The sequence below is a fragment of the Filomicrobium sp. genome, assembly GCF_025698805.1.
GTDB classification, from domain to species: Bacteria; Pseudomonadota; Alphaproteobacteria; order Rhizobiales; family Hyphomicrobiaceae; genus Filomicrobium; species Filomicrobium insigne.
The window spans coordinates 238525-261457 of record NZ_JAILWT010000005.1 but is presented as its reverse complement, the minus strand read 5'-3'; the positions used below and the strand labels follow the sequence as shown (position 1 = coordinate 261457).

Below are 22933 nucleotides of genomic sequence, written 5' to 3'. Positions count from 1 at the left end.
AGACCGGGGTACAATGGCGTCGTGGTGAGATGCTGGTGGAGCCGAGGGGAATCGAACCCCTGACCTCCTGGGTGCGATCCAGGCGCTCTCCCATCTGAGCTACGGCCCCTGAAAATTAGGTGCGGGCGATTTACTGCCCGCACTCCGAGCATGTCAAGCAGCTGTAAGGTGATCCGCGTCCTTCCGCTGGCATAAACACGGGATTCATTAGACTTTCATCATCATATACATACCCAGAGCGACTTGCCCGCAGCGCACGGCAACGCTACACGTCAGCGAACCGCAAGCAAATGGATCCGCACGAATGCTCGAGCTCTTGAACTTCATCAGCTATGTCATCACGCTGTATACCTACGTTATCCTCGCCAGCGTGATCATGAGTTGGCTCGTCGGCTTCGGCGTGATCAACGGCTATAATCCCACCGTCCAGGCCATTTATCGTGCTCTAAACGCGCTGACCGAGCCTCTGTTGCGCCCCATCCGTGCAATTTTACCGGATCTCGGAGCCATCGATATTTCGCCCATTGTTCTGCTCTTGGCGTGTTTCTTCATCCAGAGCGTCGTACTGCCCAACATTGCAAAAATGGTATTGTGACGGACAAATCCCTGCCATGGCGCCAAATCGCCGAAGGCGTCGAGTTGCGTATCCGCCTAACGCCGAAAGCTGCGCGCGACGAAATCCTCGGCCTGGAACAAACCGCCGATGGCCCAGCCATCAAAGCCCGAGTGCGCGCGCTACCGGCTGACGGCGCAGCCAACGCAGCCATCGAGAAGCTCGTAGCCAAATGGATCGGCGTTCCCAAAACGTCCGTTGCGGTGAGCCAAGGCCAGAAATCTCGCGTCAAGGGCTTGACCATCCATGGCGAACCGAAAGGACTTGCAACGCGCCTCGAAAGCCTGTGGCAAGACCTCGCAGCGCAATAGGCGCCAGATACGCGCTATCCAGTCAGCCTTGATTTTTTAAATACCTGAAGGGAAGGAAACAGAAGAAATGACAGGTCCACGCATTATCGACGGCAAAGCGGTTGCCGCAGAAGTCCGCGCCGAGATGGCAAAGAAGGTGGCTGCGATCAAGTCAAAGCATGGTCAGGTACCCGGACTTGCTGTCGTACTCGTCGGCGAGGACCCGGCCAGCAAGGTTTATGTCCGCAACAAAGGCGCTCAGACCGTCGAAGTGGGTATGAATTCTATCGAGCACAAACTTTCTGCCGAAACCTCTCAGGACGAACTGCTCGCACTTGTCGACACTCTCAACAAAGATCCGCAGGTGAACGGCATCCTGGTTCAGCTTCCGCTTCCGAAACACATCGATGCCGAACTCGTTCTCAACACTATCGATCCGATCAAAGACGTTGATGGCTTCCACCCCGTGAACGTCGGCCGCCTTTGGATTGGCGAACGCGCACTGGTGCCTTGCACGCCAACCGGCTCGGTGATCCTTGCAAAATCCGTCGCCCCGAACCTGTCAGGCATGGACGCCGTCGTTGTCGGCCGCTCCAACATCGTCGGCAAACCGATGGCCGCCCTCCTGCTTCGCGAAAACTGCACGGTGACGATCGCGCACTCGCGCACGCGCGACATTGAAAACGTGGTCAAGAAAGCGGATCTCGTCGTAGCTGCCGTCGGTATCCCCGAGTTCGTTCGCGGCGACTGGATCAAGCCGGGTGCGATCGTCATTGACGTCGGCATCAACCGTATCGAAGGGCCGGACGGCAAGGGTCGTCTCGTCGGCGACGTCAACTTCGCCGAAGCCTCAAAGGTCGCAGGCGCCATCACGCCGGTTCCCGGCGGCGTCGGCCCGATGACCATCGCCTGCCTCCTCAAGAACACGGTCGAAGCATTCGAAATGCAGACCGGCTTGAGCGCAGACGCATAACGTTTGCCGAAACGGCACCGCATCTCAGAACATCAAATTGCCGGGGCGCTTAATCGTAAGCGTCCCGGCGTTTTTTGATCGCCCTCGGCAACCTAAGGAATATTTTGGCGATATTGACTCGGTGAGACACCGGTCCATCGTCGGAACGCCCGCGTAAAGTGCGCAGCGTCGCCATAACCGAGCATAAACGCAACGTCCGTCACCGGCGCTTCGCTCTCACGAAGAAGTTGCTCGGCCCGCCGTAGCAAGATCGCCTCGGCGACGCGATTGAACGTCGTCCCCTCTTCTTTCAGCCGCCTCTGAAGCGAACGCCGGGTTGTCCCGAGCTTTGACGCCACCCAATCCACACGCGGATAGCCGTCATGAAGAGCCAGCTCGACGACGCTGGCAGTCGCCGCCGCCACATCCGTTGGACGCGGCACGGACGGCTCTGGAACCGGAGCCCCAAGCTGCCGATTGAAACGATGGGCAAACGAAGCGTTCTCAAGTAACGGCGCACAAAACTCTATCGCCGGCACCGCATGCCCGTGAGAGATGTTCGCGCCAAAGATCTCCTCGAGCTCACGCGTAGGTGTCCCGCGGGGAAGCGCGCTCATCACGACATTGGGGTGCCATGTCGGTCCCGCGTAAACGCGCACGACATCTATCATGTACCCGAGTGCGAGAAACTCGTTGTGATGCCGTCCCTCACTTTCAGGCTCGAGAAATTCAATCGACCAGCGCGCAATCGGCCCGCACACTGAAAGTGTCAGCGGGGTAGACGTTTGCAGCAGGGTGTCCATGCCAACTTGCGCACGCCATGTGGCTTGCTGCAATGTCCCAGCCGCGCAGACCCAGGCCCCGAATGCACTCAATTCCGTGCTTTTGACCACCTGTCCAAGCCGGGCGCCGAAATGAGGATCTCCGGTTTCCCGCGCGGCTCTGTCCAGGAGTCGAAACTGCTCCCGTAACGGCACGAGAATGTCCCGCTGCTCAAGGATCGCGAACGGCAGATCAACGGCGCTAAGAACGCGCGCAATGGAGCCGCCCCCTTCGCCCATGAATGTGCGAATAGGCCCGAGTGAGCTTGCACGTGTAAATCCTGGCAAACGAAGCGCCATCGTTCCAGCAACGTTCAAAATCGAATGGAGCTTGGCGCAAAATGGCAAGCGGGCCTGCGCTGCCTGAGGCAGGTTTCCAGCACTTCAACGCAGAGCATTTTAGTGAAAGGAACCACGGTGACGACCCTTCCTTTTGATACTCAGAACATCCATTGGAATACGCTCGAAGGTTTGGCTCACGTCGCCTACCATATTTGCGCCGTCGATGAAGAAAAACGCATTGTCGATATTCTGTTCAAGTTCGACGCCAATTCGCAAATCGCATTGCATCGCCATGGCGCCGCTTACATCACGTTGGTGCTCCAGGGCGAACTTCGCATCTATCGCGCCAATGGAGAGCTGAAAGAAGTCAGGCCTGTCGGAAGTTATGTGTCGACGCTAGCCGGAGGCGAGCCTCATCGCGAGGGTGGAGGCGATCAGGACGTGATCGCGTTCTTCAGCAATCGCAACGTCGACGGACCGATCTATGAAATCCTCGACGACGACCTGAACATCATCGCGGTTTTCGGTATTCCCGAGTTCAAGGCCCTGTGGGAGGCTCAGCCGACCACCACCATCAAAGCCGCCGAATAAGAATTTCCCGAATATAATTGCAGAGCACACACGATGTGACCGACAGCGAACACGCGTGTGCTCCGCACAATTTCGCAATCAGCGTTTGAGCCCGCGAACCATATAGCGCGCATCGTCCCCATAGCTGGCAAGCTTCGTGCTCATGCTTGGGATCGCGAGAACTTCAAAGCCGTTCCGCTCCCAGAACGGAACGGATTGATTGACGGCGACGAGTGCCACAGCTTGCCATCCAGCCAACGGTACCGCTTCCACCAGATGATCGAGAATCGCCCGCGTATAGCCTTTGCCTCGGGCGACGGGAAGAAGAGCGAGATCGTGGATGTAGAGCACATCTGCGTTCTCTGGGATTGCGCCAATCGGGCCGTTGAGTGGTGGCGCGCTACCATACGTCCAAGGATAGGCTATCAAGTAACCTTCGATGTCGCCGTGCGGGGCAATGAGCGTAAAGCAGGTTGTAGAACTAAGCCGCAACCGCTCTTCAAAACGTGCCGGTTCTTCGAAATGATCAGGGAAGGCGACGTCCGCCAAAGTCAGGACACCCTCAAGGTCCCCCAATGTCATGGGGCGCCACGTAGAAACGTCCATCACGTCCACTTTCCTCCAAACGAGCGGTTGCTGGTCAGGTGCGAGGCCCTTGCTTCAGTCGGAGACATCCAAAGCGCCCATGTCGAAGCCGACAACACCCAGAACAAACCTTAGCCGTTTGCGGCACGAACGCGTCCTAGGCAACCTGTCGCTGTCGCAAGCTTTCACCACGGTACGACAGAGCTTCGGCTATATGAATCTGCCCGACCTCCTCCACGCCGTCGAGATCCGCCAGCGTTCGCGCAACCTTCAACGTTCGATGAAAACCACGTGCGGAAAGGCCCAAGGTATCTGCGGCTTGTCGCAGAAGCGCCCGGCCCTCTCCGTCAGGCATAGCGGTCTTCTCCAGCAATTCTCCCGAACACTCGGCATTCGTTCGAATACGCGCGGCACCGTGAGCCCGAAAACGTTCGCGTTGGCGCTGACGGGCCGCATCCACACGAATCCGGACATCCGCACTGCCTTCCACAGGCCGCGGCAGGACGAGATCCGCCGCTGACACCGCAGGTACCTCGATCTGAAGGTCGATGCGATCCATCAACGGCCCGGATACGCGCGCCTGATAGTCACTCGCGCAACGCGGCCCTCGCTTGCACGACTGGCCGGGAGACCCGCCACCACAGCGGCAAGGATTCATCGCAGCAACAAGTTGAAAGCGCGAGGGGTAAACGACGCGATGATTGGCCCGTGCGATGACGGTTTCACCCGTCTCGATTGGCTGCCGCAGACTGTCCAGAACCTGAGGTGTAAATTCCGGCAGTTCATCCAGGAAGAGGACGCCGAGATGCGCCAGAGAAACCTCGCCCGGCTTCGGCCGCGATCCGCCACCGACCAACGCCGCCATGCTCGCGGAATGATGCGGCGCGCGAAACGGCCTCCGGCTCGCCAGCTTCCCGCCCATCAATTCTCCGGCAAGGGAATGCACCATCGAGACTTCTAGCATCTCTTCCACTTCGAGCGGCGGCAGAATGGACGGCAAGCGCGCAGCCAGCATCGACTTGCCGGAGCCCGGTGGCCCTACCATTAGGAGATTATGCCCGCCGGCCGCGGCGATTTCCAACGCACGCTTGGCGCTCTCCTGCCCTTTGATATCGCGCAGATCAGGCAACAACTCGTTGTTCGCCTCGACATTAGGCTTTGGCCGCGACAGGGTCTGAAGGCCTTTGAAGTGATTGACCAGTGAAAGCAGATGCGGTGGCGCCAGCAGCGTAAAATCCTCGCCTGCCCAGGCTGCCTCCGCCCCGCATCCCGCTGGACAGATCAACCCCTTACCCAGCGCATTCGCACCGATCGCAGCGGGCAGGCCGCCCGGCACATCACGGATAGATCCATCAAGCGCAAGCTCTCCGATTGCAGCAAAATCCGCTATCGCATCCGGCGCTATCGCGCCCATGGCCGCCATCAGTGCTAGGGCAATGGGCAAATCGAAGTGGCTGCCTTCCTTGGGCAGATCGGCGGGAGCCAGATTGATTGTGAGATGCTTGTAAGGAAGCCCCAACCCCACGGCATGCAAGGCATTGCGGACCCGCTCACGGCTTTCCGCAACCGCCTTGTCCGGCAATCCAACGATGGCAAATGCGGGGGCTCCGGGCGTGATCCGAACCTGCACCTCAACGGCACGCGCCTCGATCCCCACGAACGCCAACGTCGAAATCTGCGCGTACATCTGAGCCCCCGATCCGTGCACTCACGATCAAAGGAGCCTAACGCACCGCATACGCCATTTCAAGAACATAAGAGGAACAAAAAGTGGGTTTTCACTGCCCGATATTCACCCGCGCCTCGATCGCGTCCCAAATCTTCGCCGAGATGTCTGGGCCGCCCAACGCCTGAATGTGCCGGATACCCGTTGGCGACGTGACATTGATCTCAGTGAGATAAGGCCCGATCACATCGATGCCGGTGAACAACAACCCGCGCCGCTTCAGCTCCGGCCCGAGCCGCGCGCAGATCTCAAGGTCACGCTCTGTAAGGTCCACCGCCGCGGGCTTGCCGCCAACATGCAGGTTCGAGCGTGTCTCACCTTCCGCAGGAATACGGTTGACGACACCCGCCGGCTCACCATCCACCAAGATGATCCGTTTATCGCCGCCACTAACCTCCGGCCGGAACTCTTGCACCATGAAGGGCTCGCGAAAAACCGTCTGAAAGAGTTCAACGAGAGAACCGATGTTGGAGTCGTCCGGCTTCAACCGGAAAACAGAAGCCCCGCCGTTGCCGTACAGCGGCTTGACGATGATGTCCTTATACTGACGCCGAAACGCGAGAACATCGTCGAGCTGCCGCGTAATCATCGTCGGCGGCATGAGATCAAGGAAATCGAGAACGAAAATCTTCTCCGGTGCATTGCGTACATGCGCAGGATCGTTGACCACCAACGTCTGCGGATGGATACGCTCCAACAGATGCGTCGTCGTGATGTAGGCCATGTCGAATGGCGGATCCTGGCGCAACAGCACCACGTCTTGCCCGCGCAGATCCTCGGTGCGCGGATCTTCCAGGTGATAGTGCGCACCTGCCTTGTCTTGAACTTTGAGACTCGCACCGCGCGCTATGAGCTTATCGCCGTGCAGCGACAGGCTCTGTGGCGTATAATAAAAAAGTTCGTACCCGCGCCGTTGCGCCTCGATCAGGATCGCGAAAGTGGAATCGCCGGCAATATCGATCCGCTCAATCGGATCCATCTGGCAAGCAATTTTCAAGGACATCGGCGGCTTCCTCATTGAAGCAGGGAGGGAACGGGAAAATTCCCGGGGTATTTGCGCGCCACAAGAAGGGCACCAGCCACGGGCTTGTCAATCATCAGTATTTTCGTACTGACAGTTCACCGAAGCTCATGATCCGATAAACCATTCTGAATATGCAGCGGCCATCGCCACGGCACGAGAAACACCACGTCAAAACCTACATCGTGATTCTCAAACGATCGCCGTTTGCTGAGCCAGAGTTCTGCGGCTCGTCGCACCCGCTGTCGCTGCCGCAGCTGAATAGACGCTTGCGCAGCGCCCACGTTCCGCCGCTGTTTCACTTCAACGAATGCAAGACGACGTCCACGAACCGCGATGAGATCAATCTCCCCACCCGCTGTTCGCACACGGCGGCCCAGCACTCTGTATCCCTTGAACATCAGCCAAGTTGCGGCCACGCGCTCCGCCATCAAACCACTGAAATACCGACGTCGCCTTTGACGTTTCCAGCGCCTAGCCTCCGCGTCATCCGCCATCTTGCACTCGCTTCATAGCCAGTCCGAGATCATAGACGCGCGCCTTCGCCACCTTCAACTCACTGGCGATCAAACGCGCGGCATCACGCAAGCTAAGGTCTGCGAGAGCCGCCTTCAGCCGTTCCTCGATATCGGTATCCGCAATCTCTTCGGTAACCGGCGGCCCGACAAGAATGACGATTTCCCCTTTGACCGTCTCACCATCGTAAGCAACGGCAAGTTCGGACAGAGGCCCGCGCACGAAATCCTCATTGAGCTTGGTCAACTCCCGCGCGACGACTCCGGCACGTGGCCCGAGACAGGCACTGAGATCGGCAAGGCTTTCCGCAAGTCGCGTTGGCGCTTCAAAAAAGATCAATGTCGCCGGGACCTGCGCCAGGGCCTCAATCCGCCCCCGCCGCGCATCCTTCCGTGTCGGCAAAAACCCCGCAAACAAGAATGTATCCGTGGGGAGACCCGCTGCCGTTAAAGCCGTGAGCGGCGCAGACGCGCCCGGAATACTAATGACCGCATGCCCCTCGGCAATGACGTCACGCACGAGCTTGTAACCCGGATCTGAGATCAACGGCGTTCCCGCGTCGCTGATCAGCGCAACCCGGTCCCCGTGTGCGAGTGCCGCGAGAATATGCGGACGCTCTTTCTCGGCGTTGTGCTCATGATAGGACCGCAACGGCGCCTTGATCGCGAAGTGGCTAAGCAACGTACCACTGTGGCGCTTGTCCTCGGCATAAATGACATCGGCCTTCGCCAGTACGGCGAGCGCCCGCAAACTGATATCGGAAAGATTGCCGATCGGCGTCGCCACGAGGTAGAGCCCTGCCTCTGTAACCTTGGAGAAGGCCCGCTCCAGCTCAGTCACGACACGCGGCGCGACAAGGTCCAAACCGCCGTCGTGGCGAGTCGACTCACGGCCGGAAGTGCCTCTTTCGGGATTAACCTTCAAGCGCGTCACGTTGGAAAAACCTTCCTATGCTCAAGCGTACGGCTGTTTCCCAAGAGCATCATGTTCACCAAGTATTGGTTTCAACAGCGAATTGGGCAACGTGTAGCCAAATTTGCTGCATAGTGACAGGAAAGGACTTCCGACGCGTGCTATCACCGTCTATCCAGGGTTGCATTGGCGGCTGCGAGCGATTCGGGGCGCCAAACTGGGGCGCCCTTGGCCAATCCGGATTGCCGCGGTCCTTGGCCAAGCCTGCTACTCGCGGAGATCGAATACAATATGATGAAGGCCGTCGCAGCGAGCTTCATACAAAAAATCGGAGCACTATGGCTCCGAATCCGGCCCGCCGGCATACTATCAATTCTCGGTCTGAGCGCGCTCTCGCTGGGGCTAGCCGCGTGCGCGACGAATTTGGGCGGCCCCGGACTGACCACGCCCAATCAAGCGACCGAAGCCGCCGCGCTAGGCCCTTCCGGCAAAAGCCACCGTCCCGTTAAAATCGCCATGTTGCTCCCACTCGGCGGCTTCAGCCAATCCGCCGCCGTCGCCAAGAGCATGAAACAAGCAGGCGAAATGGCCCTGTTCGAGTTGGATAACCCAGCCATCCAGCTGATTGCAAAGGATGACAAAGGCACGCCCGAAGGTGCGCGCGCCGCAGCACAGCAAGCCATCGATGAAGGCGCCGAAATCATCCTCGGCCCATTATTCTCGAGCGCCGTAACCGGCGCTGCGTCGGTGGCACGCACAGCCAACGTGCCAATCATCGCATTCTCGAACGATCGCAAGGTCGCTGGAAACGGCGTCTACCTTCTGAGCTACCTTCCCGAGTCTGAAGTCGAGCGCATAGTTACCTACACAATCTCAAAGGGTAAGCGCCGTTTCGCCGCTCTCATCCCCAACGGAACCTATGGCGCAGCGATAGAAAATGCGTTTCGTAATACTGTGACGCGTTCGGGCGGAACCATCGTCGCACTGGAGCGCTACGAACCCGGCGCAAATCAGATGCTCGAACCCGCACGACGCGTATTCGATATCATCAAGCAGGCTGGGCAAATGGGCTCACCTGTCGAAGCGTTGTTCCTCCCCGGAGGGCAAGAAACCCTTCCGAGCCTAGGCCCGCAGATCGCCTATGCTGGCCTCGATACATCTCAGATCAAGATCATTGGAACAGGCGCGTGGGAGTTCCCCAACATCGGGCGAGATCAAGCGTTTGTTGGCGGATGGTACCCGAACCCCGACCCGCGCGGCTGGCGGGAGTTCTCAGAACGCTTTGCACGCAACTTTGGACAGGCGCCGCCACGGCTGGCGAGCCTCGCCTATGACGCGATGAGCTTGGCGATTACGCTATCGTCCAATCCGTCCGCCAACCGCTATTCTCCAGCTGCCATAACGCGGGCCTCTGGTTTCAACGGCGTCGACGGCATCGTCCGCTTTACGCCAGACGGATTGTCCTCGCGCGGGCTCGCAGTCCTCGAAGTTCAAAAGTTCGGCTCCTCCGTGGTCGATCCCGCGCCCGGCGGTCCCACAACACCGCTTACGACCGGAGGCCTTTCCCCTCAGCAGCAGAAAGAGTCGCCTTGGGCAATCCCAGGGACCGGCGCTTACTGACCATCCGACACCTAGTCTAGTTGCCTAACCCTCCGAGCTTAGCTAGGAAACAACAAAGCCGTATGCGTTCACCGCCACCGGATCAAACCTCCGGATCGAAGACCAACATCAACGGCTAAAACAAGGCGCGGTGCGCATGCTCGCAGTATTGGCCATCGTAGCCCCCGTGTTTGGGCTCATCATCCTAGGCTACCTCTCTGGCCGTTTGGCTTGGCTTTCCCCGGCGGCTGAAAAGGGGGTCGCCGAGTTTGCCTTTTCCTTGGCGATTCCCGCCCTCCTATTCAAAACCGTAGCGACAGCCGAGTTCGCCGATCTGTCCGTTGTCGGTGTGTGGGGAAGCTACTTTGGCACGGTAGGCATCATTTGGCTCCTCGCCGCTCTCACCACAACGCGCATCCTGCATCGCCCGGCGCAGGACGGCCCATCGATTGCCATATCATCAGCCTTCGGCAATCTGCTCATGCTCGGCCTGCCGCTTACGATGGCCACGTACGGGAATGCCGCGACCGCCACCATCGCCCTGATTTTATCCATCCACGCGCCAACACTCTGGCTGACGGCAACGCTTCACGCTGGACTGGTGGACCGCGAAGCGAACCAATCAGCCCGCGATCTCATTTCGAACCTCGTGAGGGATCTCAGCCGCAACCCCATTATCATAGCCATTGCTCTCGGCGCGTTGTGGCGCGTAACCACCCTCACACTGCCTGCGCCTATTCTCACGATGTTGACCTTGCTTGCGCAATCAGGCGTCGCCGCAGCACTGATCGCACTCGGCCTGTCTCTCGTGAAAGCCGAAATCAAAGGCCAAGCGCCGACCCTGTCATCGATTGTGCTGCTGAAGCTGATCGCCATGCCGACGATCGCTTACCTGCTGGCGTCTCAGGTATTCCAGTTGAGCCCCGTTTCGCAGGGTGTCATCACGATCTTTGCGTCCGTACCGACGGGCGCCAACGCGTTTCTGTTCGCCTCCAAAAGCGGCCGGGCCATCAACTCAGCCTCGGGCGCAATCGCATTGGGCACAGTCCTGTCGGCCGTAACGATCTCGATCTTGCTGGCTATAATTCAGCACTAACGCGGGAACACACCCGCCGCATCCAAGACGGATGCCGTGTGTGCAAGTTTGCGGATGGCCGTCCTCAGACGTTCCTGCGCGTCTGTATCGTTCAGACTGCCGTCTTCCGCGAAAGCGGTATTTGCGCGCGGCAACATGAACTGATCCGGCAGCACAAGAGCGCCAAGCCCCAACTCTAGCACCGGGCGCACGCTATGAAGGCCACGTAGTCCACCCGTACCGCCCGATGATGCGGACACCAGTAGAAACACGCGTGTCTTAAAGACCTTCGCCGTCCCATCATTCTCTCGGATGCGGCTCACCCAATCCAAGGTGTTCTTCAACAGCGGCGTGATGGAGGAATTATACTCGGGGCACGCGATCATAATTCCGTTGTGCTGCTCAAACAGCTTCTTAAGCCGCTTGGCATTTTCCGGTTGCCCGGAGTCCAGTTCGAGATCACCGTTGTAGAGTGGCATATCGTAGTCGGCGAGATCGACGAACGTTGCGTCGATGCCATCCGACGAAGCGATCGTCGCGCCGAGACGAGCGAGCTTCTTGTTGAACGAAGCACTCCGTGTTGAGCCGGCGAAAAAAAGCAATTTCGCCTGATTGCCCATCAGCCCGCCTTACCGTCGAAGAACTCTTTCACGCGCGCAAAAAAGCCGTGGCTCTCTGGGCTCGTCTCATCGCCGCTTTGCGCTCTGAACTCTTCAAGCAGCTCACGCTGCCGGCGGGTCAAATTCTTTGGCGTTTCGACCTCAACCTGAATGTACATGTCGCCCATCACCTTGGAACGTAGGACGGACATCCCTTCTCCCTTAAGCCGGAACTGCTTACCGCTTTCCGTTCCTTCGGGGATTTTGACCCGCTTCTTGCTGCCAGCAACTGTTGGAACTTCGATTTGACCGCCAAGAGCCGCAGTCGTCATAGAGATGGGAACGCGACAGAAGATGTCCGCGCCGTCGCGCTGGAAAAAAGCATGCGGAGTGATGGAAAGGAAAATGTAGAGATCACCCGAAGGCCCGCCGCGCAATCCAGCTTCACCTTCTCCGGCTAGACGAATGCGCGTACCATCTTCAACGCCGGCTGGAATATTGACCGACAGCGTACGCTCCTTCGTGGTGCGTCCTGAGCCGCCGCAGCTCGTACACGGATCCTGAATAATCTCGCCACGTCCGTGGCACGACGGGCACGTCCGCTCAATCGTGAAAAAGCCTTGGCTGGCGCGCACTTTGCCGAGCCCTGCGCAGGTCGGGCACGCCACGGGTTTCGTATTCGGCTTGGCTCCTGTGCCGGAGCATGTTTCGCAAGCCACGCTCGTCGGCACGCGGATCTCAGCCGTCTTGCCCGTATAGGCTTCGCTAAGGCTAATCTCCATGTTGTAGCGAAGATCGGCACCGCGCTCACGGCCCGTACGGCTGCGAGGACCACCACCGCCCCGACGCCCTCCCATGAACTCTCCGAACAAATCGTCGAAGATGTCCGACATGGACGAAGCAAAATCCGGCCCAAAGCCACCGCCCGGACCACCCCGGCCACCCATGCTGCCATCGAAGGCTGCGTGTCCGAACTGATCGTAAGCAGCCCGTTTCTGTGGATCCTTCAGAACCTCATAGGCGGTGTTGATTTCCTTGAAACGAAGCTCGGCGTCTTCATCTGCGTTGGCATCAGGGTGATATTTCTTCGCCAGCTTGCGAAAAGCCGACTTGATTTCCTGATCCTGTGCTCCGCGCTGCACGCCCAAGATGTCGTAAAAGTCGCGCTTGCTCATTTCAGCGCGCGTCCTTCTTCGCTGCGAGCCAGACAATCATAGAAGATCTCCCATCCCACACGGTACGCGTCTCCGCGCATTGCACACCCCGCATGAACCTACGCCTATGACCGCAAGTGCTCCATGAAAATATCCTCACTGGCATAGCGGACCGGACCAATGCGGCTCATCCTCTACCACCAGTTCGCCCTGTGTGGCGAAAACCCCTTCCGGCAACTCGGATCCGGATAACGCGATCAATGTCCCCGTGCATAACCAACGGACACTGTCACTGATTCGCGGACCTAGCGCGCCGCCCCGTGACGTACTGGTGCGCGAAAGAGACTTTCGCGCACCAGTGGACTTGAGATTAAGCCGACTTCTTGTCGTCGTTGATCTCTTCGAAATCAGCATCAACGACGTCGTCGCGGCCTTCCGAGGAAGCCTGGGCACCTCCCTCAGCCCCATCACCGGCAGCAGGTCCGCCAGCCGCCGTATCACCGCCTTGGCCGGCGTAAACGGCTTCACCGATCTTCATCGACGCCTGCGTGAGAGCTGCCACAGCGGTAGTGATCGCTTCCACGTCGTCCTTACCCATCGCTTCCTTAGCGGACGCAATAGCAGCCTCGACCTCGCCCTTGACGGCATCGACCTTCGGATTGTCCTTGTTATCCTCCAGTGACTTCTCGACCTGGTGAATCAAGGCTTCAGCTTGGTTGCGGGTCTCAACAAGCTCGCGCCGCTTCTTGTCTTCAGCAGCGTGCGCCTCTGCGTCCTTCACCATCTGATCAATCTCGGTGTCGGACAGACCGCCAGACGCCTGGATGCGGATCGATTGCTCTTTGCTTGTCGCCTTATCCTTGGCGGACACGTGCACAATACCGTTCGCATCGATATCGAAGGTCACCTCGACCTGCGGCACACCACGAGGTGCGGGAGGAATACCGACGAGATCGAACTGACCGAGCAGCTTGTTGTCGGCGGCCATTTCGCGCTCGCCCTGAGATACGCGGATGGTAACCGCGCTCTGACCATCCTCTGCTGTCGAAAAGACCTGGCTCTTCTTCGTCGGAATGGTCGTATTGCGGTCGATGAGGCGCGTAAACACACCACCCAAGGTCTCGATACCGAGCGACAATGGCGTAACGTCAAGCAACAGGACGTCCTTGACGTCGCCCTTGAGAACACCGGCCTGAATAGCGGCACCGACAGCCACAACCTCGTCTGGGTTGACACCCTTGTGCGGCTCTTTGCCGAACAGCTCTTTAACGACCTGCTGCACGCGCGGCATACGGGTCATACCGCCAACGAGAACCACCTCATTGATGTCAGCCGCTTTGAGCCCTGCGTCCTTCAAAGCCGCTTCGCACGGCCCCTTGGTACGCGAAATCAGATCGTCGACGAGGCTTTCGAGCTTGGCGCGCGTCAGCTTCATCGTCAGGTGCTTCGGTCCGGACTGGTCGGCCGTGATGAACGGCAAGTTGACCTCGGTCTGGGACGAGGACGACAGCTCGATCTTTGCCTTTTCCGCAGCTTCCTTCAAACGCTGCAGAGCCAGCTTGTCACCACGAAGATCGATGCCGCTCTCTTTCTTGAACTCATCGGCGAAATAGCTAACGAGCTTCATGTCGAAGTCTTCACCACCGAGGAAGGTGTCGCCGTTGGTGGACTTGACCTCGAAAACACCGTCACCGATTTCCAGGATCGAAATATCGAACGTACCACCGCCGAGGTCGTAGACCGCGATCGTGCTGGAATCGTTTGTCTTCTCAAGACCATAAGCGAGCGCTGCCGCCGTCGGTTCGTTGATGATGCGCAGAACTTCAAGGCCTGCGATCTTACCCGCATCCTTGGTTGCCTGACGTTGCGCATCGTTGAAGTAAGCCGGAACGGTAATAACCGCCTGCTCCACCTTCTCGCCAAGCTTCGCTTCGGCGGTCTCCTTCATTTTCTGAAGGATGAATGCGGAAACCTGTTGCGGGGAATATTTCTGACCGTTGGCCTCAACCCAGGCATCGCCATTTGGGCCTTCAACGATCTTGTAGGGAACAAGCTTCTTGTCCTTCTCGACAAGCGGATCATCGTAACGACGACCTACAAGGCGCTTGATCGCAAAGAACGTATTCAGTGGATTCGTTACGGCTTGGCGCTTGGCTGGCAGACCCACGAGCTTTTCACCATCGTCAGTAAACGCGACGATGGACGGCGTCGTGTTGGCGCCTTCCGCATTATCCAAAACTCTCGGCTTTCCGCCTTCCATGACGGCGACGCACGAGTTGGTCGTACCGAGATCAATGCCGATGACTTTAGCCATAGTCTAATTTCCTTCTTAATTCGGCAGACCGTTAAGGCCCAGAGACTGGCGCCTTTGCTGTCCAGCACTGGGGCTTGGGTGCTGATTGCCCAAACCACCGTGCGGTCGGACACGGTCCCCTGGAGTTCACGGATCAGCTTGGCGTTATATAAGCAGGGCTTTTCCGGGTGCAACTGTGCGCGCTAACGCGAACGTGATCCGGAAGTGAAATATTTCCCCTCCCAAGCCTCAACTTGGCGGGGTCGTGTCGCAGGTAGGTCCCATGCTCAGAGGTTTCCGTCATATTCGCGGCTATTTCAAGGACCCTCAGCAACTCGAACTTCTCGAGGAAATCCGCCGAATCATCGCCCAGGCCCCGCTTTTCAGCCCCGCTATGCCGAGAACCGGCAAACCATTTTCCGTACAAATGACCAACGCAGGCGCCTTGGGCTGGGTCTCTGACATTTCAGGCTACCGGTATCAGGACCGACATCCCGAGACGGCCGAGCCATGGCCGCCCTTACCCGCGACACTGCGCGCGTTATGGCGAGACGTGGCCGATTGGCCAGGTGATCCTGAAGCTTGTCTGATTAACTACTACGGTCAGGGAACCCGTATGGGCAGTCATGTCGATCGTGATGAGAGCGATTTTTCTGCCCCCGTCGTATCCGTCTCCCTCGGTGATGACGCAATTTTCCACGTCGGAGGACTTCGTAGGTCGGATCCCAAAACGCGCATTGTCTTAAGTTCCGGAGACGTGGCGGTCCTCGGTGGTTCGGCCCGCAAGGCTTACCACGGGATCGACAGGATCATCCCGGGATCGTCCGATCTGCTGACGGAGGGCGGCCGCTTCAATCTGACCCTGCGCCGCGTCACCACATATCAAAATCCCGTGCCCGATCTTGACCGAACCCGCGGGACTTAAGAAAAACTATCTGTCGTCCCACTACGTAATGATGCCGCCTTTAGTTGTATGGTAGGTGGTAGTTCCGACCGTCAGGCGGGCTCTACCCGGAGACAATATGCTGCGCCAAATCCGTGATTTCCTGGGCATCATCGGCCTAGCAATCGGCTTTGCTTTCCTCTTTCAGGCGACCGCTTTCGCAACATACTTCATTCCGTCTGAAAGCATGCTGCCGACGTTGCAGGTCGGCGATCGGCTGACCGTCTCCAAATACGCATACGGTTGGAGCAGATACTCGCTGCCCTATGACTTGAAGCTTCCCGTAAGCCTCACCGGCCGGATCTTTGGCCACCAGCCCAAGCATGGTGACATCGTCGTATTTATGCACCCGACGTCAGGTGAACGCATGATTAAGCGTCTTGTGGGATTACCCGGCGACCGCATCGCGATGGTGAATGGCGAACTGGTGCTGAATGGCCAGCCCGTGCCGCGCCGCCACCTGAGGACCTACCGTTATCGCGAATACGAAGGGCGCATCGTTGAGGTCGATGAGTTCGAGGAAACCCTCATTCCTGGAGATAGCCACAAGGTTCTACAGCGGACCCGTTATATGCCCGGCCGAAATATGGCTGAGGTCACCGTACCGCCGGACCACTATTTTATGCTGGGTGACAACCGCGACAACTCTTCGGACAGCCGATTCCCGCAGATGGGTATGGTGCCAGCTGAAAATCTCATCGGTCGAGCAGAAGTTATCCTCTACAGCTTCTATTCGTGCACTGAGGAAAGCGGAGTCACATGCGCCGATCGCCGTTTTGTCACCCTGCTCGAATAGGGGGCGGGCTCGAAGCCAAAAAAGAGCGCTGACGCAACTACGCCAGCGCTCCTGAATTATAGCCCAACTCAAGTTTAGTGATCAGCGATCCGGCTCATCCTCATCCGATGGGCTTGCCTCATTCGCAGGCCCTTCCGGCTGATCGGACGTCCCGGATCTCTGCGTCGCCTCGACCGATGCGGGCGCAGCTTTGGGACCACCTTTCGCAACCACAACCATGGCCGGACGCAAAACGCGGTCACCAATCATGTAGCCCTGCTGGAAAACCTGCAGAACCGTACCAGCAGGCACAGAAGTATCCTCCTGCTCCATCATCGCCTGGTGCTTGTGAGGATCAAACGGCTCGCCCTTCGGGTCGACTCGGACCACACCATGTTTTTCCAGAACATTCAGGAACTCGCGCTCCGTCATGGTTACGCCATCGAGCAAGCTTTTCAGCACCGGATTGTCCGACAGCGCCTCCTCAGGAACAGACAAAATGGCCCGCTCGAAGTTATCCGCGACCGCTACAGTGTCGCGCGCAAACTTTGCGATGGCGTATTTCGACGTCTCCTCGCGCTCACGCTCCAGACGCTTGTGTAGGTTCTGAATTTCGGCATGCGCACGAACCAGCCGGTCCGTGAGATCCGCCTTCTGCGCGTTTAGTTCATCGAGTTTCGTAGCGAGAGCACTAACGTCTTCCAGCGGTGCGCCTTCTTTTCCTGGAGCAGACTGCGCACCCTCTGCCATCTCCTCCGCAGCCGTTGATACGTCCGGCGACCTGCCGTTAGTCGCGCCGTTATCGGTTTGACTAGGCTTTTTCGTTTCTTCGGCCATCTTCTCTCCACTTAGCAAGTGCCGCAATCAGCGGTCCGCGCCGCAAGACTCTGCGTCGCGCTACCACTGTGCGTTTCCAACGCTTTCGATATCAGGGCGTTCGCCGCCAGATCAAGTGAGCAAGCGGCTAACCAGCTTTGCCGTGTAGTCCACCATAGGAATGATACGGGCATAGTTAAGCCGGGTGGGGCCAATTATCCCAATAACACCGACAATTCTGCGCTGTTCATCGTGAAATGGCGCCACCACCAGCGACGAACCGGACAAGGAGAACAGCTTATTCTCCGAGCCTATGAAAATCTTCACCCCTTCCGCCGTCTCTGCGAGCCCAAGGAGTTGCAGCAGCTCACGTTTCGCCTCCAAGTCATCGAACAACTGACGGATACGCTCAAGGTCCTCCTCCGCAGAAACATCTTTCAAAAGGTTGGACTGGCCGCGCACAATAAGGCTCTGGCGGTCGTCATGGGCTCCAGACCACTCCGCAAGCCCCGCCTTGATGACCCGTTGCGTCAGTTTGTCCAACTGCGCGCGCGCCGTCGTTAACTCGTGCTCGATCAGCAATTGCGCCTCCGAAATGGTCTTTCCCATGACGTGCGCATTCAAATAGTTCGCTGCTTCGCTAAGAGCCGAGGAAGGCAAGCCCGGCGGCAGTTCGATAATCCGATTTTCGACGCGGCCGCCCTCATCCACAAGGATGACAAGCGCTTTGCGCGGATCCAACGGAACAAACTCGATGTGCTTAAGCCGGATCGTCTGCTTGTCGGCAAGAACAACGCCAGCGCAATGCGACAAGCCCGAAATCATCTCGCTGGCTTCGTGCAGCACCTGATCGAAGTTGCCTTGGTGGCGAATGCTGAGCTGACCTTCAATGGCACGCCGCTCCTCGGCATTGAGGTCCCCAACCTCCAGCAAACCATCAACGAAAAGCCGCAAACCGGATTGCGTCGGCAGCCGACCTGCCGAAGTGTGCGGCGATACGATGAGGCCTAAATGTTCGAGGTCCGACATGACGTTGCGGATCGATGCCGGCGACAACGTCATCGGAAGCACACGTGACAGGTTGCGCGAGCCTACCGGCTCTCCGGTCGACAAATAAGTTTCAACAATTTGACGAAGGACGGTACGCGATCGTTCATTCAACTCCGCGATTTCAGTAATCCGCTGCATTGCTCGTGCCTGGCTCAAGGGGGCATTGGGGCCAAAAATGTAAGGACTATTCTCGCCCCGCCGGAAAAGTCCGCCCGCCCGATAAGTATTGGTAAACCAACGGCTCTTCGTCAAATGTCCTCGCAAACATCTCAGACGATACCATTTCCGAGCCTATTTCATATTGAACACACCGCGCCCCTCTTCTAGGGTCCGGCGCGGATCGGCCGTTCCAGGAGTGTCCTGGCACGCTCCACCGAAATATCCCGCAGTCCCTAAAACAAACAGGCCGAGCTTCTTCATGCGCCCATCAAAACGCCAGCCCGACGAGCTACGACGCGTCTCCATCGAACGCGCCGTTTCCCTGCATGCCGAAGGCTCCTGCCTGATCAAGTTCGGCAACACCCATGTCCTCTGCACGGCATCTCTGGAGGAACGTGTTCCCCCCTGGCTCAAGGGCCAGCAGCGCGGCTGGATCACCGCCGAATACTCGATGTTGCCTCGTGCCACGCACGAACGCACGCGCCGTGAAGTCACGAAAGGCTATCCATCTGGCCGCACACAGGAAATACAGCGCTTAATCGGTCGCGCCCTGCGCGCTGTCGTCGATCTGCCACGTCTTGGCGAGCGTCAGATTACTGTCGATTGCGACGTTATCCAGGCCGACGGCGGCACCCGCACGGCAGCTATCACCGGCGCATGGGTTGCTCTTTACGAGTGCATCCAGTGGATGAAACTGCGCGACATGGTCAAAGACGATGTTCTGCGCGACCAGGTCGCAGCCGTCTCGTGTGGCATATACGGTACGACACCGGTCCTCGACCTCGATTACGCGGAAGACTCGAATGCGGAGGCCGACGCCAACTTCGTCATGACGGGCGCGGGTGGTATCGTTGAGGTGCAGGGTACCGCCGAAACAGTCCCGTTCAGCCAGGAAAGCTTCGACGAGCTTATGGCTCTTGCCAGAAAGGGCATCGGCGAACTCCTGCAATTGCAAAAGCTCACCGTTAGCTGATGGCTTAAGTGTCCTTGACCGAGCAGAACCAAACACATTCATCTATCGACGGCGTTCTCGAAACCGTTCTTTACGCCGACGACCTCGACCGGGCGGAAGCCTTCTATTCCGGCCTCCTTGGCCTCAAACTTCAAGCCAAGGAGGAAGGGCGTCACTTGTTTTATCGCTGCGGCAACCAGATGCTGTTGGTGTTTAACCCCACTGTAACGGCGAACCCAGCGCCCGACGCCCATATACCGGTTCCACCGCACGGCGCGCATGGTCCCGGTCACATCTGTTTCCCCGCCAGCCGCGACACTCTTATGGCGTGGAAAGAGAAGCTGAAAGCAAACGGCGTAGAGATCGAAACGGAATTCGAATGGCCGCAGGGAGGCCATTCCATCTACTTCCGCGATCCTGCAGGCAACTGTTTGGAATTCGCCGAGCCTAGGATCTGGGGACTGAAATGAACCATAAGCTGGAACCCGGCACCAAGCTCGTTGTGGCCAGTCACAACCCCGGCAAGGTCTGGGAGATCAAACAGTTGATCATTCCTTATGGCCTAGACGCCATATCCGCCGCCGATTTGAACCTGGAAGAGCCAGAAGAAACAGAAACCACCTTCGTTGGGAATGCCGAACTCAAGGCGCGCCATGCCGCGCGCGCCGCCAATCTTCCCGCGCTCGCAGATGACTCCGGCCTCGAAGTTGAAGCCCTCGACGGCGCTCCTGGCATCTATTCGGCCCGCTGGGCAGGCCCATCAAAAGACTTCGGCGCAGCCATGAAGCGGCTTGCCGATGAGATCTCGGCCCGCACGGGATGGAGCTCACCCCCTCGGGCCAACTTTACTTGCGCACTCAGCCTGGTCTGGCCAGACGGCACAGCTCAGAATTTTGAGGGAAAGGTTTTTGGCCACTTGGTCTGGCCCGCTCGCGGCGGAAACGGCTTTGGCTATGATCCAATGTTTGTCGCCGACGGTAAGGAACAGACCTTCGGCGAAATGGAGCCGGCCCAGAAATACGCGATCTCCCATCGCACCCGCGCCTTCTCTCTTTTCAAGGAAGCTTGCCTCGAAGGCATTCCATTAGCGCCGCCATCGAAAGCGACGGGCCGCGATTTGGAAGGCTTTGCAGCCGCAGCCCGCAATCTCTCAACGCGCGACGAACTCGTGACCTTTATTGCCAACCTGCGCAAAGATCACGAAACCCACGGAGCAACCTGGGGCACACACACCCTCACCGAGTTTCTGACGGCACTTGAGAAGAGCGTCAGTGCACTCGATAGCGAGGAGGAGGAACCGCGTTGGCGGTATCTAGCCAAAGCCCTGTTCGCAGCAAGCCGCTGATGCCATCCCCAGCGACCCCCGAAGCTTTGACCGTATCGGACAGCTCGGAGCCCGGCTTTGCCGTATACGTTCATTGGCCGTTTTGCGCTCAGAAGTGCCCTTACTGCGACTTCAACAGCCACGTCCGCTCCGACGGCTGGGACGAAAAGCGCTTTCTCGCAGCGTATCTTCGCGAACTTGATCACACCGCCGCACAAATTGGCTCTCGCAGCGTTGCCAGCGTCTTCTTCGGTGGCGGCACACCATCCTTGATGCAGCCCCAGACACTTGGGGCCATCATCGAACATATCGATCACGTGTGGGGCTTGGCGTCCGGCGCCGAAATCACTCTCGAGGCCAATCCCGGATCGGTAGATGCAGGACGCTTTTCTGGGTACCGCTCTGCAGGCGCCAATCGCGTATCTCTCGGCTTTCAGTCCTTACGTGATCCCGACCTGAAAAGGTTGGGCCGCATCCACACGTCAAGGGAAGCCCTTGCGGCGCTCGACATCGCGCGCGCGAATTTTGAACGCATCTCGTTCGATCTGATTTACGCACGGCCTCAGCAAACCTGCGATGACTGGCGAACCGAACTCAGCGAAGCGTTGGCCCTAGGGCCAACGCACCTGTCGCTCTATCAACTGACCATCGAACCCGGCACCGCTTACGAGAAACTCTATAACGCAGGCAAACTCTCTGTTCCGCCCGCCGAAGCCGCATCCGATCTGTTCGAACTGACCCAGGAATTGACCGAAGCCGCTGGTCTGGCCGCATACGAAACGTCCAACCATGCGAACCCTGGAGAAGAGAGCCGTCACAACCTCGTTTACTGGCGATATGGCGAATATGCCGGCATTGGCCCCGGAGCGCATGGCCGCGTTCTCTCGAACGGCGAGCGATTGGCTACGGCCACGGAACGTCATCCCGAAACCTGGTTGGCTCAGGTCGAAGCCAGCAACCACGGCGTGATCACACAAGAATCAATTAGCGATGCAGAAGCCGCAGACGAAATGCTGATGATGGGATTGCGCCTCACCGAAGGCTTGGATCTCGCGCGGCTTGCGCGCATTTGCGGTGTAAGGCCAAACCCCGAAACGTTACGGCAACTCATTGGGCTCGGAGTGATCGAACGCGACGAAAACGCAGGTCGCGTACGAGCCGTGGGCCGTGGACGCTTTATTCTGAATGAAATAGTTCTACATCTGTCGCGAAGCTTCGTTCCCGTGCGGTTTCCTTGAGAGCCGTCCCACCCTCACAACCGCGTTTGATCTTTCCAGTTTATCCTCAACTCACCGGCATCCATGCTCAAAAGCCTTTACGACTGGACCATGCGGTCCGCCTCGCACAAGCGCGCTCCCGAAGCGTTGTTCGCGGTATCCTTCATCGAAAGCTCGTTCTTTCCCATACCGCCGGATGTCATGCTCATACCGATGGTGTTGGCCGAACGCGCGAAGGCTTGGTGGTTTGCAGCAATCGCAACGATGGGGTCAGTCCTAGGCGGCCTTTTCGGATATCTGATCGGCTACGCGCTATTCGATACAGTCGGCAAACCTCTCCTCGAGTTTTATGGGGCGCTCGACAAATTCGAGACGTTCGCAAGTCAGTACAATGAATACGGCGCGTGGATCGTCTTCGCCTTCGGCGTAACGCCCTTCCCGTACAAGGTAATCACCATCGCCAGCGGCGCCACCGCATTGAATATTGGCGTATTTCTGCTTGCGAGCATTGCCTCCCGCGGATTGCGCTTCTTTGTAGTTGCAGCGCTACTTTATTGGCTGGGGCCAACGGTTCGCGACTTCATCGAAAAGCGACTCGGTCTCGTTTTCACTGTGTTTGTGGTTTGCCTTATCGGTGGCTTCGTAGCGATCCGATATTTGATCTAACGAAAGCGTGCGCGGGAGCAGCA

24 protein-coding genes and 1 tRNA gene are annotated in these 22933 nt (G+C 58.2%); 13 read left to right on the top strand and 12 right to left on the bottom strand.

Features of this window, described 5'->3' with window-relative positions; all coding sequences use genetic code 11:
* Nucleotides 1-33: 33 nt before the first annotated feature.
* Nucleotides 34-109: transfer RNA gene (locus K5845_RS14785), tRNA-Ala, on the bottom strand.
* 195 nt (nt 110-304) lie between these two features.
* On the opposite strand from K5845_RS14785, the gene K5845_RS14780 reads away from it, so the two are divergent.
* From K5845_RS14780 to folD, 3 genes are all read left to right on the top strand, one after another.
* Nucleotides 305-595 (top strand): YggT family protein, encoded by a 291-nt coding sequence (locus K5845_RS14780; RefSeq protein WP_046476777.1) that lies wholly within the window; start codon nt 305-307, stop codon nt 593-595.
* A complete protein-coding gene (locus K5845_RS14775; RefSeq protein WP_046476779.1) occupies nt 592-924 on the top strand; it encodes a DUF167 family protein in 333 nt (110 codons plus the stop codon). Before K5845_RS14780 ends, K5845_RS14775 begins: the two co-directional genes overlap by 4 nt.
* Before the next feature lie 67 nt (nt 925-991).
* On the top strand, nt 992-1876 hold the full coding sequence (gene folD, locus K5845_RS14770) for a bifunctional methylenetetrahydrofolate dehydrogenase/methenyltetrahydrofolate cyclohydrolase FolD (RefSeq protein WP_046476781.1): 885 nt from the start codon (nt 992-994) through the stop codon (nt 1874-1876).
* Between the two features lie 92 nt (nt 1877-1968).
* Here the strand turns inward: folD and K5845_RS14765 are convergent, their stop codons facing one another.
* Complete coding sequence (locus K5845_RS14765) at nt 1969-2976, bottom strand: AraC family transcriptional regulator (RefSeq protein WP_090230445.1); 1008 nt, start codon at nt 2974-2976, stop codon at nt 1969-1971.
* Nucleotides 2977-3093: 117 nt separating this feature from the next.
* Between K5845_RS14765 and K5845_RS14760 the strand changes: the two genes are divergently transcribed.
* Nucleotides 3094-3549 (top strand): cupin domain-containing protein, encoded by a 456-nt coding sequence (locus tag K5845_RS14760; protein ID WP_046479923.1) that lies wholly within the window; start codon nt 3094-3096, stop codon nt 3547-3549.
* Between the two features lie 78 nt (nt 3550-3627).
* Here the strand turns inward: K5845_RS14760 and K5845_RS14755 are convergent, their stop codons facing one another.
* From K5845_RS14755 to rsmI, 5 genes are all read right to left on the bottom strand, one after another.
* Nucleotides 3628-4134 carry a GNAT family N-acetyltransferase gene (locus K5845_RS14755; RefSeq protein WP_197540877.1) on the bottom strand — a complete coding sequence of 169 codons (507 nt, stop codon included), beginning with the start codon at nt 4132-4134 and terminating at the stop codon, nt 3628-3630.
* A 136-nt stretch (nt 4135-4270) separates the two neighbouring features.
* The gene (locus K5845_RS14750) at nt 4271-5800 is read right to left on the bottom strand and encodes a YifB family Mg chelatase-like AAA ATPase (RefSeq protein WP_287959345.1); all 1530 of its coding nucleotides are present in this window, start codon (nt 5798-5800) and stop codon (nt 4271-4273) included.
* 91 nt (nt 5801-5891) lie between these two features.
* Nucleotides 5892-6842: a glutathione synthase gene (gene gshB, locus K5845_RS14745; RefSeq protein ID WP_046476808.1), complete on the bottom strand. Its 951-nt coding sequence runs from the start codon at nt 6840-6842 to the stop codon at nt 5892-5894.
* A 116-nt stretch (nt 6843-6958) separates the two neighbouring features.
* Nucleotides 6959-7357: a YraN family protein gene (locus K5845_RS14740; RefSeq protein ID WP_046476810.1), complete on the bottom strand. Its 399-nt coding sequence runs from the start codon at nt 7355-7357 to the stop codon at nt 6959-6961.
* Complete coding sequence (gene rsmI, locus K5845_RS14735) at nt 7347-8309, bottom strand: 16S rRNA (cytidine(1402)-2'-O)-methyltransferase (protein ID WP_287959344.1); 963 nt, start codon at nt 8307-8309, stop codon at nt 7347-7349. The genes K5845_RS14740 and rsmI overlap by 11 nt, the downstream gene beginning before the upstream one ends.
* 270 nt (nt 8310-8579) lie before the next feature.
* Between rsmI and K5845_RS14730 the strand changes: the two genes are divergently transcribed.
* Complete coding sequence (locus tag K5845_RS14730; RefSeq protein ID WP_139165388.1) at nt 8580-9908, top strand: penicillin-binding protein activator; 1329 nt, start codon at nt 8580-8582, stop codon at nt 9906-9908.
* Between the two features lie 136 nt (nt 9909-10044).
* The gene (locus K5845_RS14725; RefSeq protein WP_046476812.1) at nt 10045-10983 is read left to right on the top strand and encodes an AEC family transporter; all 939 of its coding nucleotides are present in this window, start codon (nt 10045-10047) and stop codon (nt 10981-10983) included.
* Here the strand turns inward: K5845_RS14725 and K5845_RS14720 are convergent.
* From K5845_RS14720 to dnaK, 3 genes are all read right to left on the bottom strand, one after another.
* A complete protein-coding gene (locus tag K5845_RS14720; protein WP_046476814.1) occupies nt 10980-11582 on the bottom strand; it encodes an NADPH-dependent FMN reductase in 603 nt (200 codons plus the stop codon). The two genes, K5845_RS14725 and K5845_RS14720, sit on opposite strands and share 4 nt — an antisense overlap.
* Nucleotides 11582-12736 (bottom strand): molecular chaperone DnaJ, encoded by a 1155-nt coding sequence (gene dnaJ / locus K5845_RS14715; protein WP_046476816.1) that lies wholly within the window; start codon nt 12734-12736, stop codon nt 11582-11584. The genes K5845_RS14720 and dnaJ overlap by 1 nt, the downstream gene beginning before the upstream one ends.
* 349 nt (nt 12737-13085) lie before the next feature.
* Nucleotides 13086-15029: a molecular chaperone DnaK gene (dnaK, locus tag K5845_RS14710; RefSeq protein WP_090230460.1), complete on the bottom strand. Its 1944-nt coding sequence runs from the start codon at nt 15027-15029 to the stop codon at nt 13086-13088.
* A 262-nt stretch (nt 15030-15291) separates the two neighbouring features.
* On the opposite strand from dnaK, the gene K5845_RS14705 reads away from it, so the two are divergent.
* Together K5845_RS14705 and lepB are read left to right on the top strand one after the other, a co-directional pair.
* The gene (locus tag K5845_RS14705; RefSeq protein WP_046476821.1) at nt 15292-15933 is read left to right on the top strand and encodes an alpha-ketoglutarate-dependent dioxygenase AlkB family protein; all 642 of its coding nucleotides are present in this window, start codon (nt 15292-15294) and stop codon (nt 15931-15933) included.
* Between the two features lie 97 nt (nt 15934-16030).
* The gene (gene lepB, locus K5845_RS14700) at nt 16031-16747 is read left to right on the top strand and encodes a signal peptidase I (protein ID WP_046476823.1); all 717 of its coding nucleotides are present in this window, start codon (nt 16031-16033) and stop codon (nt 16745-16747) included.
* 81 nt (nt 16748-16828) lie between these two features.
* Here lepB and grpE read toward each other — a convergent pair whose 3' ends face one another.
* Nucleotides 16829-17563 carry a nucleotide exchange factor GrpE gene (gene grpE / locus K5845_RS14695; RefSeq protein WP_052743679.1) on the bottom strand — a complete coding sequence of 245 codons (735 nt, stop codon included), beginning with the start codon at nt 17561-17563 and terminating at the stop codon, nt 16829-16831.
* Nucleotides 17564-17674: 111 nt separating this feature from the next.
* Nucleotides 17675-18730, bottom strand: a complete 1056-nt coding sequence (gene hrcA, locus K5845_RS14690) for a heat-inducible transcriptional repressor HrcA (RefSeq protein WP_046476825.1) — start codon at nt 18728-18730, stop codon at nt 17675-17677.
* 280 nt (nt 18731-19010) lie between these two features.
* Between hrcA and rph the strand changes: the two genes are divergently transcribed.
* The 5 genes from rph to K5845_RS14665 all read left to right on the top strand — a co-directional run bounded on the left by rph (nt 19011) and on the right by K5845_RS14665 (nt 22910).
* Nucleotides 19011-19724, top strand: coding sequence for a ribonuclease PH (rph, locus tag K5845_RS14685; protein ID WP_046476827.1), 714 nt, complete (start codon nt 19011-19013; stop codon nt 19722-19724).
* A gap of 8 nt (nt 19725-19732) precedes the next feature.
* Nucleotides 19733-20173, top strand: a complete 441-nt coding sequence (locus K5845_RS14680) for a VOC family protein (RefSeq protein ID WP_244465002.1) — start codon at nt 19733-19735, stop codon at nt 20171-20173.
* On the top strand, nt 20170-21048 hold the full coding sequence (rdgB, locus tag K5845_RS14675) for an RdgB/HAM1 family non-canonical purine NTP pyrophosphatase (protein WP_046476830.1): 879 nt from the start codon (nt 20170-20172) through the stop codon (nt 21046-21048). Before K5845_RS14680 ends, rdgB begins: the two co-directional genes overlap by 4 nt.
* Nucleotides 21048-22265, top strand: coding sequence for a radical SAM family heme chaperone HemW (gene hemW / locus K5845_RS14670; RefSeq protein ID WP_287959380.1), 1218 nt, complete (start codon nt 21048-21050; stop codon nt 22263-22265). Before rdgB ends, hemW begins: the two co-directional genes overlap by 1 nt.
* 63 nt (nt 22266-22328) lie before the next feature.
* On the top strand, nt 22329-22910 hold the full coding sequence (locus K5845_RS14665; protein WP_046476834.1) for a YqaA family protein: 582 nt from the start codon (nt 22329-22331) through the stop codon (nt 22908-22910).
* Nucleotides 22911-22933: the final 23 nt, after the last annotated feature.

Excerpts from the sequence above, each read along its gene's own strand:
- hemW (WP_287959380.1), top strand. The coding sequence starts at position 21,048 with ATGCCATCCCCAGCGACCCCCGAAGCTTTGACCGTATCGGACAGCTCG.
- K5845_RS14720 (WP_046476814.1), bottom strand. The coding sequence starts at position 11,582 with ATGGGCAATCAGGCGAAATTGCTTTTTTTCGCCGGCTCAACACGGAGT.
- K5845_RS14750 (WP_287959345.1), bottom strand. The coding sequence starts at position 5,800 with ATGTACGCGCAGATTTCGACGTTGGCGTTCGTGGGGATCGAGGCGCGT.
- grpE (WP_052743679.1), bottom strand. The coding sequence starts at position 17,563 with ATGGCCGAAGAAACGAAAAAGCCTAGTCAAACCGATAACGGCGCGACT.
- dnaJ (WP_046476816.1), bottom strand. The coding sequence starts at position 12,736 with ATGAGCAAGCGCGACTTTTACGACATCTTGGGCGTGCAGCGCGGAGCA.
- K5845_RS14755 (WP_197540877.1), bottom strand. The coding sequence starts at position 4,134 with ATGGACGTTTCTACGTGGCGCCCCATGACATTGGGGGACCTTGAGGGT.
- K5845_RS14730 (WP_139165388.1), top strand. The coding sequence starts at position 8,580 with ATGATGAAGGCCGTCGCAGCGAGCTTCATACAAAAAATCGGAGCACTA.
- dnaK (WP_090230460.1), bottom strand. The coding sequence starts at position 15,029 with ATGGCTAAAGTCATCGGCATTGATCTCGGTACGACCAACTCGTGCGTC.
- gshB (WP_046476808.1), bottom strand. The coding sequence starts at position 6,842 with ATGTCCTTGAAAATTGCTTGCCAGATGGATCCGATTGAGCGGATCGAT.
- K5845_RS14665 (WP_046476834.1), top strand. The coding sequence starts at position 22,329 with ATGCTCAAAAGCCTTTACGACTGGACCATGCGGTCCGCCTCGCACAAG.
- K5845_RS14740 (WP_046476810.1), bottom strand. The coding sequence starts at position 7,357 with ATGGCGGATGACGCGGAGGCTAGGCGCTGGAAACGTCAAAGGCGACGT.
- rdgB (WP_046476830.1), top strand. The coding sequence starts at position 20,170 with ATGAACCATAAGCTGGAACCCGGCACCAAGCTCGTTGTGGCCAGTCAC.
- K5845_RS14780 (WP_046476777.1), top strand. The coding sequence starts at position 305 with ATGCTCGAGCTCTTGAACTTCATCAGCTATGTCATCACGCTGTATACC.
- K5845_RS14765 (WP_090230445.1), bottom strand. The coding sequence starts at position 2,976 with ATGGCGCTTCGTTTGCCAGGATTTACACGTGCAAGCTCACTCGGGCCT.
- K5845_RS14725 (WP_046476812.1), top strand. The coding sequence starts at position 10,045 with ATGCTCGCAGTATTGGCCATCGTAGCCCCCGTGTTTGGGCTCATCATC.
- K5845_RS14705 (WP_046476821.1), top strand. The coding sequence starts at position 15,292 with ATGCTCAGAGGTTTCCGTCATATTCGCGGCTATTTCAAGGACCCTCAG.
- hrcA (WP_046476825.1), bottom strand. The coding sequence starts at position 18,730 with ATGCAGCGGATTACTGAAATCGCGGAGTTGAATGAACGATCGCGTACC.
- folD (WP_046476781.1), top strand. The coding sequence starts at position 992 with ATGACAGGTCCACGCATTATCGACGGCAAAGCGGTTGCCGCAGAAGTC.
- rph (WP_046476827.1), top strand. The coding sequence starts at position 19,011 with ATGCGCCCATCAAAACGCCAGCCCGACGAGCTACGACGCGTCTCCATC.
- lepB (WP_046476823.1), top strand. The coding sequence starts at position 16,031 with ATGCTGCGCCAAATCCGTGATTTCCTGGGCATCATCGGCCTAGCAATC.